Annotated in this window: 16 protein-coding genes and 1 pseudogene; 10 read left to right on the top strand and 7 right to left on the bottom strand. The window is 54.2% G+C overall.

All coding sequences use genetic code 11. From position 1 onward, the window contains the following. Window positions 1–117 precede the first annotated feature (117 nt). Together NST43_RS26580 and NST43_RS26575 are read right to left on the bottom strand one after the other, a co-directional pair. On the bottom strand, window positions 118–447 hold the full coding sequence (locus NST43_RS26580) for a DUF5665 domain-containing protein (protein WP_209991857.1): 330 nt from the start codon (window positions 445–447) through the stop codon (window positions 118–120). Window positions 448–576: 129 nt separating this feature from the next. Beyond that, on the bottom strand, window positions 577–1,101 hold the full coding sequence (locus NST43_RS26575) for a YtxH domain-containing protein (protein ID WP_209991858.1): 525 nt from the start codon (window positions 1,099–1,101) through the stop codon (window positions 577–579). A 323-nt stretch (window positions 1,102–1,424) separates the two neighbouring features. Between NST43_RS26575 and NST43_RS26570 the strand changes: the two genes are divergently transcribed. Continuing rightward, window positions 1,425–2,144 (top strand): pirin family protein, encoded by a 720-nt coding sequence (locus tag NST43_RS26570; protein WP_339220336.1) that lies wholly within the window; start codon window positions 1,425–1,427, stop codon window positions 2,142–2,144. A gap of 188 nt (window positions 2,145–2,332) precedes the next feature. On the opposite strand, the gene NST43_RS26565 is transcribed toward NST43_RS26570, so the two are convergent. Then, window positions 2,333–2,557, bottom strand: a complete 225-nt coding sequence (locus NST43_RS26565; RefSeq protein WP_173139705.1) for a DUF1128 domain-containing protein — start codon at window positions 2,555–2,557, stop codon at window positions 2,333–2,335. A gap of 179 nt (window positions 2,558–2,736) precedes the next feature. On the opposite strand from NST43_RS26565, the gene yyaC reads away from it, so the two are divergent. Then, window positions 2,737–3,225, top strand: a complete 489-nt coding sequence (yyaC, locus tag NST43_RS26560; protein ID WP_339225533.1) for a spore protease YyaC — start codon at window positions 2,737–2,739, stop codon at window positions 3,223–3,225. 68 nt (window positions 3,226–3,293) lie between these two features. Further along, on the top strand, window positions 3,294–4,079 hold the full coding sequence (locus NST43_RS26555; protein ID WP_339220335.1) for an alpha/beta fold hydrolase: 786 nt from the start codon (window positions 3,294–3,296) through the stop codon (window positions 4,077–4,079). Window positions 4,080–4,162: 83 nt separating this feature from the next. Here NST43_RS26555 and NST43_RS26550 read toward each other — a convergent pair whose 3' ends face one another. Then, complete coding sequence (locus NST43_RS26550) at window positions 4,163–5,470, bottom strand: MFS transporter (RefSeq protein WP_339220333.1); 1,308 nt, start codon at window positions 5,468–5,470, stop codon at window positions 4,163–4,165. Next, the gene (locus NST43_RS26545) at window positions 5,471–6,037 is read right to left on the bottom strand and encodes a winged helix-turn-helix domain-containing protein (RefSeq protein WP_173139699.1); all 567 of its coding nucleotides are present in this window, start codon (window positions 6,035–6,037) and stop codon (window positions 5,471–5,473) included. A gap of 206 nt (window positions 6,038–6,243) precedes the next feature. Between NST43_RS26545 and NST43_RS26540 the strand changes: the two genes are divergently transcribed. From NST43_RS26540 to NST43_RS26530, 3 genes are all read left to right on the top strand, one after another. Continuing rightward, window positions 6,244–6,906, top strand: a complete 663-nt coding sequence (locus NST43_RS26540; protein WP_339220330.1) for a DUF6483 family protein — start codon at window positions 6,244–6,246, stop codon at window positions 6,904–6,906. 47 nt (window positions 6,907–6,953) lie between these two features. Continuing rightward, window positions 6,954–8,147: an SAM-dependent methyltransferase gene (locus NST43_RS26535; protein ID WP_339220328.1), complete on the top strand. Its 1,194-nt coding sequence runs from the start codon at window positions 6,954–6,956 to the stop codon at window positions 8,145–8,147. A gap of 491 nt (window positions 8,148–8,638) precedes the next feature. After that, entirely contained in the window at window positions 8,639–11,281 is a 2,643-nt protein-coding gene (locus tag NST43_RS26530; RefSeq protein WP_339220326.1) for an O-antigen ligase family protein, read from the top strand. 142 nt (window positions 11,282–11,423) lie between these two features. On the opposite strand, the gene NST43_RS26525 is transcribed toward NST43_RS26530, so the two are convergent. Both NST43_RS26525 and NST43_RS26520 read right to left on the bottom strand, forming a co-directional pair. Further along, a complete protein-coding gene (locus NST43_RS26525) occupies window positions 11,424–12,077 on the bottom strand; it encodes an SdpI family protein (RefSeq protein ID WP_339220324.1) in 654 nt (217 codons plus the stop codon). 125 nt (window positions 12,078–12,202) lie between these two features. Then, window positions 12,203–12,448 (bottom strand): annotated as a pseudogene (locus NST43_RS26520) (autorepressor SdpR family transcription factor); the annotation flags it as partial. Window positions 12,449–12,712: 264 nt separating this feature from the next. Here NST43_RS26520 and NST43_RS26515 point away from each other — a divergent pair. The 4 genes from NST43_RS26515 to NST43_RS26500 all read left to right on the top strand — a co-directional run bounded on the left by NST43_RS26515 (window position 12,713) and on the right by NST43_RS26500 (window position 14,949). Further along, the gene (locus NST43_RS26515; protein ID WP_036696330.1) at window positions 12,713–13,327 is read left to right on the top strand and encodes a DedA family protein; all 615 of its coding nucleotides are present in this window, start codon (window positions 12,713–12,715) and stop codon (window positions 13,325–13,327) included. Then, window positions 13,324–13,890, top strand: coding sequence for a thioredoxin family protein (locus NST43_RS26510; protein ID WP_339220323.1), 567 nt, complete (start codon window positions 13,324–13,326; stop codon window positions 13,888–13,890). Before NST43_RS26515 ends, NST43_RS26510 begins: the two co-directional genes overlap by 4 nt. A gap of 5 nt (window positions 13,891–13,895) precedes the next feature. After that, window positions 13,896–14,525: an MBL fold metallo-hydrolase gene (locus NST43_RS26505; protein WP_339220321.1), complete on the top strand. Its 630-nt coding sequence runs from the start codon at window positions 13,896–13,898 to the stop codon at window positions 14,523–14,525. 217 nt (window positions 14,526–14,742) lie between these two features. Beyond that, complete coding sequence (locus NST43_RS26500; RefSeq protein WP_209991868.1) at window positions 14,743–14,949, top strand: hypothetical protein; 207 nt, start codon at window positions 14,743–14,745, stop codon at window positions 14,947–14,949. The last annotated feature ends 53 nt before the right edge of the window (window positions 14,950–15,002 follow it).

Genomic DNA, 15,002 nt, shown 5'->3' with positions numbered 1-15,002 from the left:
AGCCTGCCCTTTTTTGGGCCCACGCAAAGGGAGGGATTTGGCCATGAGCAACATCCCTCCTACAGTCTATTCGCGGTAGAGTAGGCTGCAGGAGGGATGCGCGGGAAATGTGGTCAGCTAGTTAGCATCTATATACTTTTTGATTTCTCCAAGATATTCCCCGATAACCGGTACATTGAGAAACAAACTGAGAATATAGCCAAGTAAACCGAGAATGACAAAGGTACCGAGTGAGAGGCCCAGACCTCTGGAGATCCCGGCCATCAGATTGGTAATAATCCGCTTCTTGGGGTCTGTATAGTTCTCCAGGATATCCTTGAACTCGGATTTCTCCAGTGAGTCGGCGATCTTGTCGAGCCTCGCATTCAAGCGCTTGACCTCATGCCGCAGCTCGAAGGGATGCTCATCTACGTCATAAGCTTTGGTTCTGTTGTCCGCTTCTCCCATAAGGCGTACCTGCTTTCTGTAGCCTGAATCAGGCTTTATTGAAATATAAGACATGCATAAATAGGGAGCGGCCAGCTACGGAAGATCTGGCCGCTCCCTTCAATGTATAATCAGCCTGAAAATCCGGGATTAATAAGAGGATTTAACTTCGTCCTTAGCATCCTTAGCTGCGCCTGCGATTTCCTTGGAAGCGTCCTTCGCCTTGTCGGCAACATCTTTGGAGGTATCCTTGGCTTCAACCGCTATGTCCTGGGAGGCATCCTTAACGCTGCCCGTGATGTCCTTGGAGGCATCGCTTACCGTTTCGCCAATCTTTTTGCCGGTTTCCGCCAGAGTAGCTGCAATTTGTTGCTTGCTGTCACTGACTGTGGTGAAGATATCGGAGGCTTTGGCCGATACGGTGCCTGCCAGGTCTGTAGCTTTTTCACCTACGGTCGTAGCAATCGTCTTGGTCTTGTCAGTTACGGCTCCGGCAACCTCTTTCGTCTTGTCTGTAGCTACGGTCAGCTTATCGGACAGGTCACTGCGCATCTCGCGTCCAGGCTTCGGTGCGAATAACAGTGCCGCTGCTGCTCCAAGCAGACCGCCGATGAAGATCCCTTTAAAGAATGTGCTGCCGCTTTCTACCGGAAATTCCTTCTCTGCTTTATTCATTATCAATCACTCCTTATCAGAATTGTCATTCAAATTCAGGTGAGCCTGAATGTTCTTACTTCGTATATACACTTTGGGCTAAGTGCTGAAACAGCGGAATAGCTTGGCAAAGATTGCCGGAGCATAAGGGAGCATACCAGCCGAAAAGGTGTTTTTTCATACCTATTTCGATGAATATGCGGCTTTACAAGTTTGATTGATCTCGAAGGGAAGGGGGTAAGAAATAGTTAATCATAGCGCATCTATACATCCCATATTGAAGAGCATTCATTCCCCTGTTTAGGATATTGATAAGATTCCAACATCTATGGAGGTGCAACATTATGATAAAAGTAGTTACAGCAGCCGAGCGACATACATCGAATAGAGAATGGATACACAGTGAGTTCAGCTTTTCGTTTGCCGATTATGATGATCCCAGCAACGCCCATTTCGGCGCACTGCTGGCGCATAACGACAATGAATTGAAGCCGGAGCAAGGTATGCATGAGCACCCGCATCATGATCTGGAGATTATCACTTATGTGGTATCCGGTGTGCTGAAGCATCAGGATGATCTGGGGAATCATGCAGATCTGCAGGCAGGCAGTGTGCAGCTGATGAGCGCAGGAACAGGCATTAACCATTCGGAGACGAATCCGTCAGACCATGTGGATGTCCGGTTCCTGCAGATCTGGCTTTTGCCCGACCGGCCCGGTAAGACTCCGAAATGGGATGCCCGGTTCTTTCCGGCCGAGCTTAAGCTCAACCACCTGCTGCATGTGGCTTCAGGGGAAGGGACTCAGGGCTCGCTGCAGCTGGACAATGATGTTAACATCTACTTGTCCGTTCTGCAGACGAACCGTGAGCTGCGCTATCCCCAGCAGGAGGAGCGGCGCACCCATCTGTATGTCATTTCCGGGAATCTGGAGATATCATGCGCGGACGGTGTATTCCAGCTCCAGCATGGGGATGCGGCGCGTATCCGCAAGAGCTGTGACCTGACCCTTAAAGGCATAAGCAGCGAAGGCGATGCCGAATTCATCCTGATTGATCTCCCGTAAATGCCGGGAGCAGTACAATCCTGAAGCAAAGCCGGAACGCAGAGAAAAGCCCTTCTTCTTCACCATCCGCTTGCGGACAGGTGGAGAGAAGGGTTTTTTTAAAAGATAAGGATTTATTTCTTGCAGAAGCGGATACCGTCCTTGTGAAGGATGCCGTAGCCGTTTCTTCTTGTAAGGGCAGCACTGTTCTATTTTTTGCGTAAACGTCCTAGCTCGGAGACCAGTGCCTCCACCTGTGAGATACTGAGCCTGTCGCTGCCCATGGCAACCTCATACACATCCTGAATATCCTCGTATTGCTCCACCGAAAAAGCCGAGGCCTGCATCGCAGCGGCACTGGCCATTTTTAGCTTGTTTTTAATGCCTTCGATCATATATTCAACGTTCTCCTGGCTTGGTTTCGATAAGTCCATTGGGTATACCGTCCTCCCTTAGTCATAGTTCCAGTATTTTAACATGGTTGACCCGCAAATGACCATTTTTTTGTCCAGATCACGCAAACATGTTAAATTATAGGGAAACATTCCAGGTAGGTTAACGAGGGGGGAAGGTCTTGGCCATCAGAGAAGAGGAGAGCAGAAAAAGACGTAAGATGGATGCCGGGGGGCTGGCAGCCTTCTTCCGGGAGATCGCAGAAGTGTATTCGGCGGAGAAGTTGACCTTTCTCTGTATCGGAACGGACCGCTCTACAGGGGATGCACTCGGCCCCCTGACGGGAAGCCGTCTACTGGAGTACGGATTTCCGAATGTAACGGGAACGCTGCCATCGCCCTGTGACGCGGATAATCTGGTTCAGCGGATAACAGAGATTCCGGAAGGGCAGATTATTATCGCTATCGATGCCTGTCTGGGACCGCCTGCGGCGCTGGGCTGTTATTTTGCGGCAGCACAGCCGCTGCGTCCGGCAGAATCTGTCGGGCTGCGGTTGCCGGCAGTAGGGAATTACAGCCTGGCAGCCATCGTTGATGTGAACAGCCCCCGCCCCTACCGGACCCTGCAGACCACACCGCTCTACCGGGTGATCCTTATGGCTGACCAGATTGCACTGGCTGCAGCCCAGGGTTTTGGACTTACGGATTGAGAGCGTTTCAAATGTTCTGTTCTAGCTTATTAATATAGACAACTACATAAGAAAGAGGGGAAGCAGCCATGGAAAATGTTCGATGCGAAGGAAGCAACATTTGCTACAGTGATCAAGGCAAGGGTGAAGTAATAGTGCTGCTGCATGGATTCTGCGGGAGTGCTGAATACTGGGAGAAGGTTATTCCGGGCTTAACCGCCAATTACCGGGTCATTGCCCCTGATCTGCGCGGGCACGGGGCTTCAGATGCTCCGCTTGGAGCCTATACCATCGAGCAGATGGCCGATGATGTGCTGTCGCTGCTGGATGCCTTGGAGATTCCTGAATGCTATCTGCTCGGACATTCGCTCGGAGGCTATATTACCCTGTCGTTTGCCCAGCATCATGCTTCCAGATTGAAGGGCTTCGGGCTGATTCATTCCTCCGGCTATCCGGACAGTGAAGAAGCCAAGGAGAACAGGCTGAAGAGCGTCACGATGATCCAGAGCGAAGGCATCTTTGCTTTTGTAGATCAGCTGGTGCCTGGACTGTTTGCTCCTGAAGCGGAACCCCGGCTGCTGGATCGTGCCAAGGAGATCGGCTATAAGACTCCGCCGCAAGGCGCTGTTGGCGCGTCCTTGGCTATGCGCGAGCGCCCGGACCGCCGCGATGTGATCTCGGCAACAGCGCTGCCGGTATTGCTGGTGGCCGGAGCGGAGGACACGAAAGTGACGCCGGAGCGGACCTTCACCTCGGATAACCAGAATATCACCAAGGCGACACTTCCGGGTGTAGGCCATATGAGTATGTATGAAGCGCCGGAGCAGCTGGTACAGATTATTAAGGATTTCGTGCATGCCCCTGTGCAGAAGTAATTCATATAAGCAGAAAGAGGCAGCACTTCCGCCATCGGGCGGGTGCTGTCTCTTTGTGTTGACCGCACGGCCGCATGGCGGTTTTATTGAAATTTACGGATAGCCGGAACACAGAGCACGAGAGCGACACAGGTCAGTCCCAGAGTGGAGAAAATAAGGATTGTCGGAACCCCACCAATCACGTCGGCCAGCCAGCCGACAAAGATGTAACCGACCGGCAGCAGAGCGAAGGACCCGAACATATCCAGACTGGCTACCCGTCCAAAGGCTTCCTTCGGAACAAGCTCCTGCAGGCTGATCTCCCAGATCAGCCCGAAGATCATCAGCCCGAAGCCTTCAAGGGCAAAGAAACCGATGGCTGCAGCAGGAGTACCCGCGAACGGCATGAGCAGCAGGGCCAGACCACCCAGCATAGCACCGCTGTAAGCCATAATGCCGCGGTTCTTCCATTTGGGCCGCAGTCCGAACAGCAGGCCTGCGATAATTGCGCCTACCCCGGAGAAAGTAACGGCAAGCCCGTAGACATAAGGAGGCCAGCCGTGATGGACCTTGAAGAGCCAGGGAAGCAGGACGGTGCTGATTCCCGCGTAGCAGATGTTGATGAAGCAGAAGGCCAGAATCGTAATCCACAGCCAGGGGTGGCTGCGCAGAACGGAGATCCCCTCGATGAAATCCTCTTTCCAGTTAGGAGTATCCTGGGCTTCAGTATCCGGTAGAACTGAGGCCGCGGCATCTGCGGCGGGTCTGGTCTGTAATTGGGCGATCAGCACTCTGCGCAGATAGACCAGGCAGATGAGGGAGATAAGATAGGTGAAGGCATCCAGGCCAAACCCGACACCTGCGGACAGGTGAGTGATCAGCAGACCGCCCAGGGCGGGGCCGATCAGGCGTACGGACTGGGTAGTGATTTGGGTCAGCGAATTCGCAGCCACGCGGATGTCGGGAGTGAATACTGTGGCCCGGACTGCAGCATAGGCAGGCTGGAATAGACCATCGAGCAGACCATAGAAGGCTACCAGGATACAGAGCAGCGGAATGCTGAGTATTCCGGTCAGGGCTAAGACTGCTGTTATCATCATTACGGCAAAACGGGCAATATCCGCCAGCATCATAATCCGCACACGGTCGTAACGGTCCACGATATGTCCGGATACCGGAAGCATGATCACATTCGGCAGCATGTAAGCGGCCATGACCAGACCCATCGTGGTAGTTGATCCGGTCAGGGAATAGACGAGAACGGGCAGAATGACCATCGTCACTGAGCTGCCGAGGAATGAAATTAAATGTCCCAGCCACAGATAAGGGAAGGCGCGCGAGCGGACAAAAGGAGCAGCGAAACCCTGCAGCGGATTGTGCTTTTCCTGCCCGGAAGGGGCGGCGGTATTCATCTACTTCTGTACCTCCGAATCTGTATCCGGCTCAGTAGCAGGCTCTGCAGACTGCAGACGGCCCATCACGATTTCCACGCCATATTCGTCGCCGGCAGTAACTTTAGATTCCCAGGCGGTGATCAGCTCCATCATCTCCTGATGGAATTTAGCAAGCTCCCGGGGGGAAAGGGTGAGTCTGGTGATGAAATGCTCCACCTGGTCTTCTTGGCTGAAGTGAAAGCCGGTAAGCTGCTCCGAGCGGAACATAGTTCCCTTAGAGCGGTAGAATTTCTGAATGATGCCCCCCGCCGTTTCGGTGCGGACAAGCTCCAGAAGCCCGCCTTCATAGAGCTTGATGATGTGGTAGTGGATGTTCCCCGGTGTCTTGTTCAGCTTCCCGGCAACCTGTTTGGATGTGAGGGGTTCCCCCGACAGCGTATGCATGATCTTAATCCGCAAGGCACTTTCCAGCAGTTTATCCTGTTCCGGGGTTACCTTCAAAGGCTGGACGTTTTCTTCCAGTTGAGACTTGCTTGAAGCAGCAGCTTCCGGAGGGCTTTGCCCGGGGTCAGCAGGTTGTGGCATCACGTTTCCTCCTATAGTTCGATCTGTCTTACAGTACGATCTGTATTCCAGATCGGATATGTGTATTGTATTTGAGGCTGCTATTTTATGTCAAGAACAATCAGCAGCAGTGAACACAAGTGTCTGTTGAGGAACGGGTTGTGCACAGGTGGCGCAGGCAGGTGGAATGGTTTAAGATGATTTCAAAGGCGAAAGGGTGAGCAAACATGTTCCGGAGAGATTATATCGTGCGCATGATCGAGGATATGACGGCAATGGTAGCCAAGGTGCTGACCTTGAAGCAGGATAAAAAAACTACAGAAGCCCTGTGGGAAGTGGATGAGCTACTGATGCGGCATTTTCGCCTGAATTCGCGTCTGCTCAATTCGTTGTCCGTAGAGGATATTATTGATATGTTTCGTCTCGGCGGGGTGCTGGAAGCGGATAAGCTGCAAGGGGTAGCCCGGCTGCTGAAGGAGGAAGGCGGAATCTACACGGCCAAAGGGGAGCAGGATCAGGCCTTGTTCAGGGCGATGCGCTCGCTCCACCTGTTTTTGTATGCGGATCTGCATGGCGCCGACCGGGAACTGCTGAATATGACGAAAGAGATCAATGAGCTGCTGGAGGAAGTGGAGCCGTACCGCCTTCCGGCCAAAACAGAGCGGCTGCTGATGGCCTACCAGGAATCCATGGGACGGTATGCCAAAGCAGAGAACAGTTTGTACCGGCTCTGGGAGCATGGGGAGGATGTTGCAGAGGAAGGCAGGGAGCTGTACGGACGGCTGCTGCTGTTGAGTCCGGAGCAGTTAGCCGAGGGCAGTCTTCCTCTGGAGGAAGTGCAGCAGGGCGGGGAAGAATGGAGCAAGCTGACGGTTAGTGCTATAATATAACGATATTCAGGAGACACCGTGCTCTATTTTATAAACCCGAAAGTGGGATGTACCCAGTGGAAGCTTTGAAAGAATTGATCGAGCAAGTGATTACCGGCCGTACGCTGATTACAGCTACTTTAAGCCAGCTGCGCAGCAAGGGCGAGACCGCCTACAGTAAAGTACAGATCAAACCTGTTGAGTTAAAAGGGAAGCTGCATTATCAGTTTGCCTACTATATCGGCCCCAAGGTGGAACACCGCAACATTCCCGCAGAGAATGCCGCAGAAGAAATGCTGTCTTTACTGCGGGAGACCTTCCGCCAAGGCCTGCTGTGTACCACAAGTGCCGACTACCAGGTGCTGATCAGCAAAAAATACAAGGTGTCCATTCTGACCAAATCAGCCAGCAAACAGGAAGCCCCGGATCTGGCCCATAACCGCCGGAAGCAATATGTGCTGGACGAGGGCGAGCCGGTGCCGTTTCTGGTGGAGCTTGGCATTATGAACAGCGAAGGCAAGGTGCTGGCCAAAAAGTATGACAAGTTCCGCCAGATCAACCGGTTCCTGGAGATGGTCCAGGATGTGCTTGGCGACCTGCCGTCAGGGCGTCCGCTGACGATTGTTGATTTTGGCTGCGGCAAATCCTATTTGACCTTTGCCCTGTATCATTATCTGGCCGTCCGTGAGCAGCGGGAGCTGAATATTGTCGGTCTTGACCTGAAGGCGGACGTCATTGAGCACTGCGGTGCGCTCGCTGCCAAGCTGGGCTATGACCGTCTGCGGTTCCTGGTCGGTGACATCGCCGACTATAATGAACTGGAGCAGGTGGACATGGTCGTTACTCTGCATGCTTGTGATACGGCGACCGATGCGGCTCTGGAGAAGGCGGTACGCTGGGGCGCATCGGTCATCCTCTCGGTGCCCTGCTGCCAGCATGAGCTGTTCGCGCAGGTGCAGAGCGATGTACTAAGTCCGCTGCTGTCACACGGCATCCTGAAGGAACGGTTCTCGGCGCTCGCCACCGATGCAATCCGGGCCAAGCTGCTGGACCTGATGGGCTACCGCAGCCAGCTGCTGGAATTCATCGACATGGAGCACACTCCGAAGAACATCCTGATCCGCGCCGTCCGCAGCGACAGCGGCGATCAGGCCGCCAAATGGCGCGAATACACCGCATTCCGCAATTTCCTCGGTGCCAAGCCTTATCTGGAGCGCGTCTGCTCCGACCTGCTGCCCGGGGGGAAGATGGAGCTTAATTAACCAGCTTAATAGTTCAGTGTGTGACAGAACGGCTGCTTCCTATGGGGGCGGCTGTTTTTTTGTGTGAATGCTCAATTGGATGCTCAAATTAAAATCCTATTTAAAATTCTATTTGAAATCCTGCCTCAAATGCAGCAGTTTCGTCATTACGCCGTCCTCTGGTTGGGGTTGTTGCACAAAATGCAGCATTTCCTCTCCCCTAAGCCGGTTTATGGAACTATTCTTATATTTTGTGCAACAATCCATCTGGACACCCGGATATATCTGAATCAAAGCTGCAATACTTGCAACATTTTGAAAAGTCACGTCGACTTATCCTGCCTGACTACCAGTCCTTCTCTTAAGCGTTATCTCTCCCTTATGCGTTTATCTCCCCCTATGCGTTTATTTCCCCAATCATAGACTTAAGTGTGTTTTATGTAGCCATTTTCTTTTGCATTGCGATAGATATGGGAAGACTGTAGGCAACAAGAGGAATAGGAGATTTAGGAATGCAGATCAATCGGTTTCGGCAATACGGGGGAATGGCGGTCACGCTGGGTTGCGGTTTGGCGCTGATAGCAGCGGGGGTTGCGGCCTGTATGCTGCGGGGATTCTTTTTTGTAGGGGAAATGTACCTCTTCCTGACTGGATGGTATGCGCTGTGCGGAGTTCTTACCTTAGGGGGGCTTGTCCTCTATGCTGCCTCCAGCTGGGAAATGCGGAAGCTGAAGCTGAAGGGGAAGCTGGCAGGGAAGGCGGAGCCCGTACGGGCACTGGCCGGAGGGGGCGTGAAGGGAGATACTGGAGGTCCCGTAAAGAGAGAAATAACTGAAGCTGAGAGGTTAGCCGGGAGTAAGCGGTTGGTGACATATCATGGCGGGAGGGCCGCGACGACGCGGGCAGCAGTTGAGGCAGTGTCCGGGAGCGGGCGAGTGTTGGGTGGCAGCGTGAGCAGAGTTAGGAGGTTAAAAGCGATTGTATGGTTGTTGCCGGGCTGCTGCATGGTCATCTGTATTCTATATGCAATTCATGCCTTCCGTGGCCCCTTATCCTCGCAGGGAACATGGAATGAATTGCTGCGCTGGGGATTCTACGCCAGCTATGCTCTCTTCGCTGTACTTGCGGCAGGAACGCGCCGGGGAGGAGCTCTTCTTGCCGCGGTCTGGCATCTGCTTGGCCTCGTGATCAGCCTGTCTGCCTTATTGGCGGTATGCGGAGGGCTGCCGCTTCCCTACGCGGTAGCCTACAGCCAGTCACCTGAGGTCAGTGTTACCGGTGCCCGGCTGGCCGGACTGCTCCAGTATCCGAATGCCTTTGGCGCAGTGATGGCTGTGTTTCTGCTGGAAAGGTTATTCTCTGCCGCCAGCGGCTTCAAGCTGATGGGCCCTTCGGGAACCGTGAACGGAGAAGAGGGCACAGAGGAAGAGGGCGGAGCATCCCGTGGAGCAGCAAGCCTGGAGGAGCACGGTGAAGAGGTAAGTAGAGCTGAGCAAGAGAACATAGCCAGCAGTGAAGCAGAGGGTGGGACGGTAAGCCGGACAGGGCAAGAGAACATAGCCAGCGGTGAAGTGAAGGGTGAAGCGCTAAGCAGCGCGGGTGAGACCGCTATAGCTGGCAGAGAGGAGCGCGCGTGGCGCCGGACCGCAGAGCTAATGCGGACAGCGGCGCGCCTGCTGCCGCTCTTCCCGTACGCCGCCGCGCTGCTGCTCAGCGAGTCGCGTGGCGCATGGCTGGCTGCGGCTGCCGCCGGTGCCGCAGCCCTTCTCCTGAAGCGGCAACTGTTCGTGCCGCTTCTGATCACCGGCGCCGCCCCCGTTGCCGCGGCGGCGCTGCTCTACCGCCAGCTGGCCCGCTCCGGGCTGGCGGCAGAGCCCCTGCCCGGCCTGCTGCTGCTGGCCGGGCTCTGGGCCGGCGCGTGGCTGGCCGGCCTATGGCTGCACCGCCGCGTCAGCCGCGCGGCGGGCAAGCACCGCGCCGCCCTGCTGGCGCTGGCGGCGGGGGCCTGGACGGCGGCGGGCAGCGCCGTCCTCCTGCTGGTACGCGCGCGGATCACCGGGCCGTCACCGACGGCCGACGCGCGCGGACTGTTCTACCGCGACGCCTGGAAGCTCGCGGCAGAAGCGCCCTGGCTGGGGCGCGGGGGCGAGACCTGGCGGCATACGTACCTTGCCGCCCAGTCCCGCCCCTATGTGGGCAGCCAGGTGCACAGCGGTTACCTCGACATCCTGCTGAACCTCGGGATGGCGGGTCTGGCTGCGGTCCTCCTGCTGCTTCTGGCCGCAGGAGGACTGGTATTCAAGGCGTCACCAAGGCTGCTTCCGCCCCTGTTCGTGATCCTGCTGCATAGCGCAGTCGATTTTGACTGGAGCTATGGACTGGTCTGGCTGCTGCTGCTCCTGCTGCCCGCCTGGGCACTTGCCGAAGCAAACAGCCGGACCGCTAGGACGGCTGCCTCTCCAGCTCTGTATGACTCCCGTTGGCAGCACAGCAAGCCGGCCGGCCAGCGAAGGAAGCGGCCGCGCCGATTATGGGGATACGCAGGAATCAGCGTTCTCTGCGGGCTGACCCTCCTGTGCAGCGGCCTTTCCTTCCAGGCCATGAAGGGGGCTGCTCTATTCAAGCAGGCGGTCAGAGAGAATGATCCTGCCGTACAAATTACACTGCTGCAGCAATCACTGAGATGGAATCCGAGGGAGCCTCAGACTGCGGTTGCTTTATCGCGGCTGCTTCCACAGAAGCAGGGGGTTGACCTGTTGTTGCGAAGCCTGTCATTCTCTCAGGGGGATGTTGCTCTGCATGGGGAGCTTGCGGCACGTTATCTGCGGGGCAGTGATCCGGGGGAAGCGCTGTACTGGGTTCGCCGTAGTCAACAGACGGATCACTTTAATGCTGCGGGAAGGCTTGCCGCTTTAAAAGGAATGCTTGAGATGGGGGAACGCAGCTTGGCAGAGGGAGACAGACGTATAGCGGCGGACAGCGCGGCGGCGGGGCTAGAGCTGCTGCGGCAGTACAGCCTGCTGACCACCAAGGAGCAGGACAGAGGACCGCAGCACAATGACCGCAACTTCACCCTACTTCCGCAGAGCGAAGGGATCTACTTTCAGCTAATACATTTACAGTCCCAAGCGGCTCTTAGCTTCAACGATAGATAAGACGCACTTTAGAATGGAGCTCGGAGTTTGATCGCCGCTGCGGTGAACATATCAGCATAATGACCGCAGCAGCGGGAGCATTTAGACTGCCCGCTGCCGCCCATCACCCGCGCCTCAGTTCATAGCCATCCCCGGACCAATCTCAGGCTTTAACACGCCGTGAGATCAGCCAAGAGTATACAGTAGGGAGAATAATCATGATTACCAGAGCAGTAATGATCATGCAGATCGATAGCGTAGCGGGCATGAAGGCCGCCAGTGCAATTAGCAGGCCGCCGATCACCCACATCCTTCCGGAGAAGCGGTGGGTTCTCCGCCATACGGCTGGGTCATGCAGCGTCCAGGGCGTGCGGACTCCGGTGAAATAATTATCCCTGATCTGCGGCAGGAAATTTCCGATTACAGCCAGCAGCAGCCCCAGGCTTACAGTAGCCCACTTTCCGGCGGCAAAATGTTCATCCAGCCCGGAACTGACCGACAGGACAAGGGCGGCATCACAGATGACGGCAACGGTGAGACGGACCATTTTGTAAGCGCCCGGGAACTTATTGTAATTCTCTCCCTTAGGATCAATATTGCGAATGAACTGCATCGTTAGCGGAAAAATCAACCCCATAAAAGAGAACAAGGCAATAACTGAACCCTTGCTCCAGTAAGTATTGACCTTGCCGGTAATACTGAATTGGGCGGGAAGCTGATCCGGCAGACTCCCGCAATTCAGCAGAGCATAACCCAGGGAGAGCAAGCCCAGCATGACAATCAGCGTATCCTGCCACTTCCATTTGAAATTCGCCATCAATCTTCATCCTCCGTATTTTTAATAGCACGCGGGTCACTTTTCCCCTTGGACCCTGAGTCCTTTGGGCTAGCATCCGCCTGAGCTTCCGGTTTGCTGTCCGTACTGCCCTTGCCCGTACCCGTCAATTCCAGGAACCAGCCAAGCACCTCTTCAAGTACCGTGGAGTCCAGCGAATAGACGATGAATTGCCCGTTACGTTCGTCCTGCACAAGCCCCGCGTGCTTCAGCGCATTGAGGTGTTGAGAGATGCTGGGCTTTGTCATATTGAAAAAATCGGCGATTTCCCCGGCCGTCCGGTCCTTTTCACGCAGCAGCCGGAGAATTTGCCTTCGGGTCGGGTCAGCGAGCGCTTTGAACGATTCATTCAACTCCATATTCGCCGATTCCAATCTTTGTCAATATAGAAACTCACATATGGTTCACGCTATAAATTATCCTTCTATTTCTCGCCGAAACGTTCCCTTTCTTTTAAAAGGTCAGAAAGCCGTTTCCACTTGTTTTCCTTAATGTAGAAGTCGTAAGCCTGCATATGCTAGAATAGGCTAGGAGAAGCTGGATACATAGAGCGGTTAAGCGGATGGGTTCTGCCAGCAGAATACCACGCTATTACGCCATACGGGAGGAGACCTGCATTGCACTTTATATCTGATGTCATTTCACAATTGTTTGAATGGATTCAGTCTTTGGGCTACTTCGGGATTATGATCGGCCTCATGATTGAAGTCATCCCAAGTGAGATTGTCCTGGCTTTCGGCGGCTATTTGGTCTCACAAGGCGATATTAACTTTTTTGGTGCGGTGCTGTTCGGTACCGTCGGGGGAGTGATCGCCCAGATCTTTGTTTATTGGATTGGCCGTTATGGCGGCAGGCCTGTGCTGGAGAAGTACGGCAAGTACATTTTCATCTCCAAAAAGCACATTGACCACTCCGAAGAATGGTTTCAAAAGTATGGGACCGGTGTGATTTTCACAGCCCGCTTTATCCCGGTTGTCCGCCATGCCATATCGGTTCCGGCTGGTATTTCCCGCATGCCGCTGGGCAAATTCACTATGCTGACAACCCTTGCAGTCATTCCGTGGAGCGCGTTGTTTGTCTATCTGGGGTATACGCTCGGGGACAAGTGGAAGACCATTGATGAGGTCGCAGCCAAGTACACTCATGAGATTCTTCTTGGCGCTATTGCGGTAATTATTCTGTATTTCCTGTTCAAGTGGTACAAATCCAAAAAGAAGGGTAGTGCAGTATGAAGCAGAATGTAGCATCTAAATTTGGCCAAGGCCTGACTCCGCGCCAGTTCGTGGAGGCCATGACGAAGAACCAGCAGGCTTTTGAAGCCTGGTATGAGAAGTTCACCTGGGAAGACGAGAGTGACCGCGAATATTTCGAGAGCCTGAATCACCGGGATGATCTGCGTGTGTTGATTCTGGCTGCCGACTGGTGCGGAGATGTTGTCCGTAATGTCCCGGTAGTCTTCCGGATTCTGGAGACTGCGGGCTTCAAGACGGAAGTGATGATTCTGGAAGAGAATCTGGACCTGATGGACAACTTCCTGACCATGGGCGGACGTTCGGTTCCGATCGTGATTTTTGCGGATACCGGAGGTTATGAACTGGGCCAGTGGGGACCGCGTCCGGAGCATGTGCAGACCCTGATGAGAGAGTTCAAACGGGAGAACCCTGACCGCGAAGCAGCGGACTATGACAGCAAAATTACCGAAGTGCGCAAAGCTATGGGGCAAGCCTACGGAGAAGGAACGGAATCACACGCAGTTATCGTCAAAGAGCTGCGCAGTCTGATCTCCGGATTCTAATGCCGATGCTTAATATTCGTTCTTATAACCTGGGGGCACTCCAGACTAACGCCTATCTTCTGACGGGGGCAGACCCGAAGCGCGGTGTCATCATTGATCCGGGCGCTAATCCTGCGGGTCTTCTCCGCGGCGCTGAGGGAATGGAGATTGAAGCGATTCTGCTGACGCATGCCCATTTCGACCATATCGCCGGGCTGGACGAGGTCCGCAAAGCCAAGAAGTGCCCGGTCTATATCCATCCGCTGGAGAGCGAGTGGCTGGGCAGCCCGAAGCTGAACGGCTCCTTGATGTGGCCTGATACTACGCCTCCCATCAGCACAGATCCGGCAGAGTACGATCTGGCGGAAGGCCAGACTCTGAAGCTGCTCGGCCTTTCTTTCAGTGTCATGCATACGCCGGGACATTCGCCGGGGAGCGTTAGCTTTTTATGCGGGAATGATTTGTTTGCCGGTGATGTCTTGTTCAAAATGGGAGTGGGACGTACCGATCTTCCGGGCGGCAGAGAACGGGATCTGATTGACTCAATCCGCGGCAAGCTCTACCGGCTGGATGAGGAAGTGAGAGTGTTCCCCGGACATGGTCCGCGAACCTCAATCGGCTATGAGAGGCTTCACAACCCTTATGTCCCGATGTAAGAGGACGCCAAAGCCGTTTCCGTTTGCCGTGTAACGACATCTTTTGGCCGGATTTGACACAAACCGGGAAATTAGAGGTAGACAAGCCGGGGCCAGGTTGTTACAATATGGTTAATTAAATGTAACATTTACCTCGCGAAGCACGCAGACTGTGGAATAATCCCGGTTTGCGTTCTTTTTTTTGCCTATAGATATGAATTTTATTGGGGGAAGCAGAATGAAGGATAATATGCATTGTCAGTTGGATTACGGGGAATTGGAAGCGAATGATTCATTGATAGCGGAGCGGAATGAAGTGAATGATCTGGGCGGGAAGAGTGATACTAAATATACGCTGTTCTGGAGCTTTCCCGGAGGCAAGGGGGCTATTCAGCCATGGAGACGCAGACTGTGGGAGCTGCAGAATAATTCTGACTCGGAATGAACGATAACTATTACATAGACGTATTACAGGTGTGACAGAAGAGATAAGGGGAG

Source organism: Paenibacillus sp. FSL H8-0332, from assembly GCF_037963835.1.
Classification (GTDB): Bacteria; Bacillota; Bacilli; order Paenibacillales; family Paenibacillaceae; genus Paenibacillus_AQ; species Paenibacillus_AQ rhizoplanae.
This window is presented reverse-complemented; position numbering and strand designations above follow the sequence as displayed.

Excerpts from the sequence above, each read along its gene's own strand:
- NST43_RS26505 (WP_339220321.1), top strand. The coding sequence starts at position 13,896 with ATGCTTAATATTCGTTCTTATAACCTGGGGGCACTCCAGACTAACGCC.
- NST43_RS26510 (WP_339220323.1), top strand. The coding sequence starts at position 13,324 with ATGAAGCAGAATGTAGCATCTAAATTTGGCCAAGGCCTGACTCCGCGC.
- NST43_RS26500 (WP_209991868.1), top strand. The coding sequence starts at position 14,743 with ATGAAGGATAATATGCATTGTCAGTTGGATTACGGGGAATTGGAAGCG.
- NST43_RS26540 (WP_339220330.1), top strand. The coding sequence starts at position 6,244 with ATGTTCCGGAGAGATTATATCGTGCGCATGATCGAGGATATGACGGCA.
- NST43_RS26555 (WP_339220335.1), top strand. The coding sequence starts at position 3,294 with ATGGAAAATGTTCGATGCGAAGGAAGCAACATTTGCTACAGTGATCAA.
- NST43_RS26565 (WP_173139705.1), bottom strand. The coding sequence starts at position 2,557 with ATGGACTTATCGAAACCAAGCCAGGAGAACGTTGAATATATGATCGAA.
- NST43_RS26530 (WP_339220326.1), top strand. The coding sequence starts at position 8,639 with ATGCAGATCAATCGGTTTCGGCAATACGGGGGAATGGCGGTCACGCTG.
- NST43_RS26570 (WP_339220336.1), top strand. The coding sequence starts at position 1,425 with ATGATAAAAGTAGTTACAGCAGCCGAGCGACATACATCGAATAGAGAA.
- yyaC (WP_339225533.1), top strand. The coding sequence starts at position 2,737 with ATGGATGCCGGGGGGCTGGCAGCCTTCTTCCGGGAGATCGCAGAAGTG.
- NST43_RS26545 (WP_173139699.1), bottom strand. The coding sequence starts at position 6,037 with ATGCCACAACCTGCTGACCCCGGGCAAAGCCCTCCGGAAGCTGCTGCT.
- NST43_RS26535 (WP_339220328.1), top strand. The coding sequence starts at position 6,954 with ATGTACCCAGTGGAAGCTTTGAAAGAATTGATCGAGCAAGTGATTACC.
- NST43_RS26550 (WP_339220333.1), bottom strand. The coding sequence starts at position 5,470 with ATGAATACCGCCGCCCCTTCCGGGCAGGAAAAGCACAATCCGCTGCAG.
- NST43_RS26525 (WP_339220324.1), bottom strand. The coding sequence starts at position 12,077 with ATGGCGAATTTCAAATGGAAGTGGCAGGATACGCTGATTGTCATGCTG.
- NST43_RS26580 (WP_209991857.1), bottom strand. The coding sequence starts at position 447 with ATGGGAGAAGCGGACAACAGAACCAAAGCTTATGACGTAGATGAGCAT.
- NST43_RS26575 (WP_209991858.1), bottom strand. The coding sequence starts at position 1,101 with ATGAATAAAGCAGAGAAGGAATTTCCGGTAGAAAGCGGCAGCACATTC.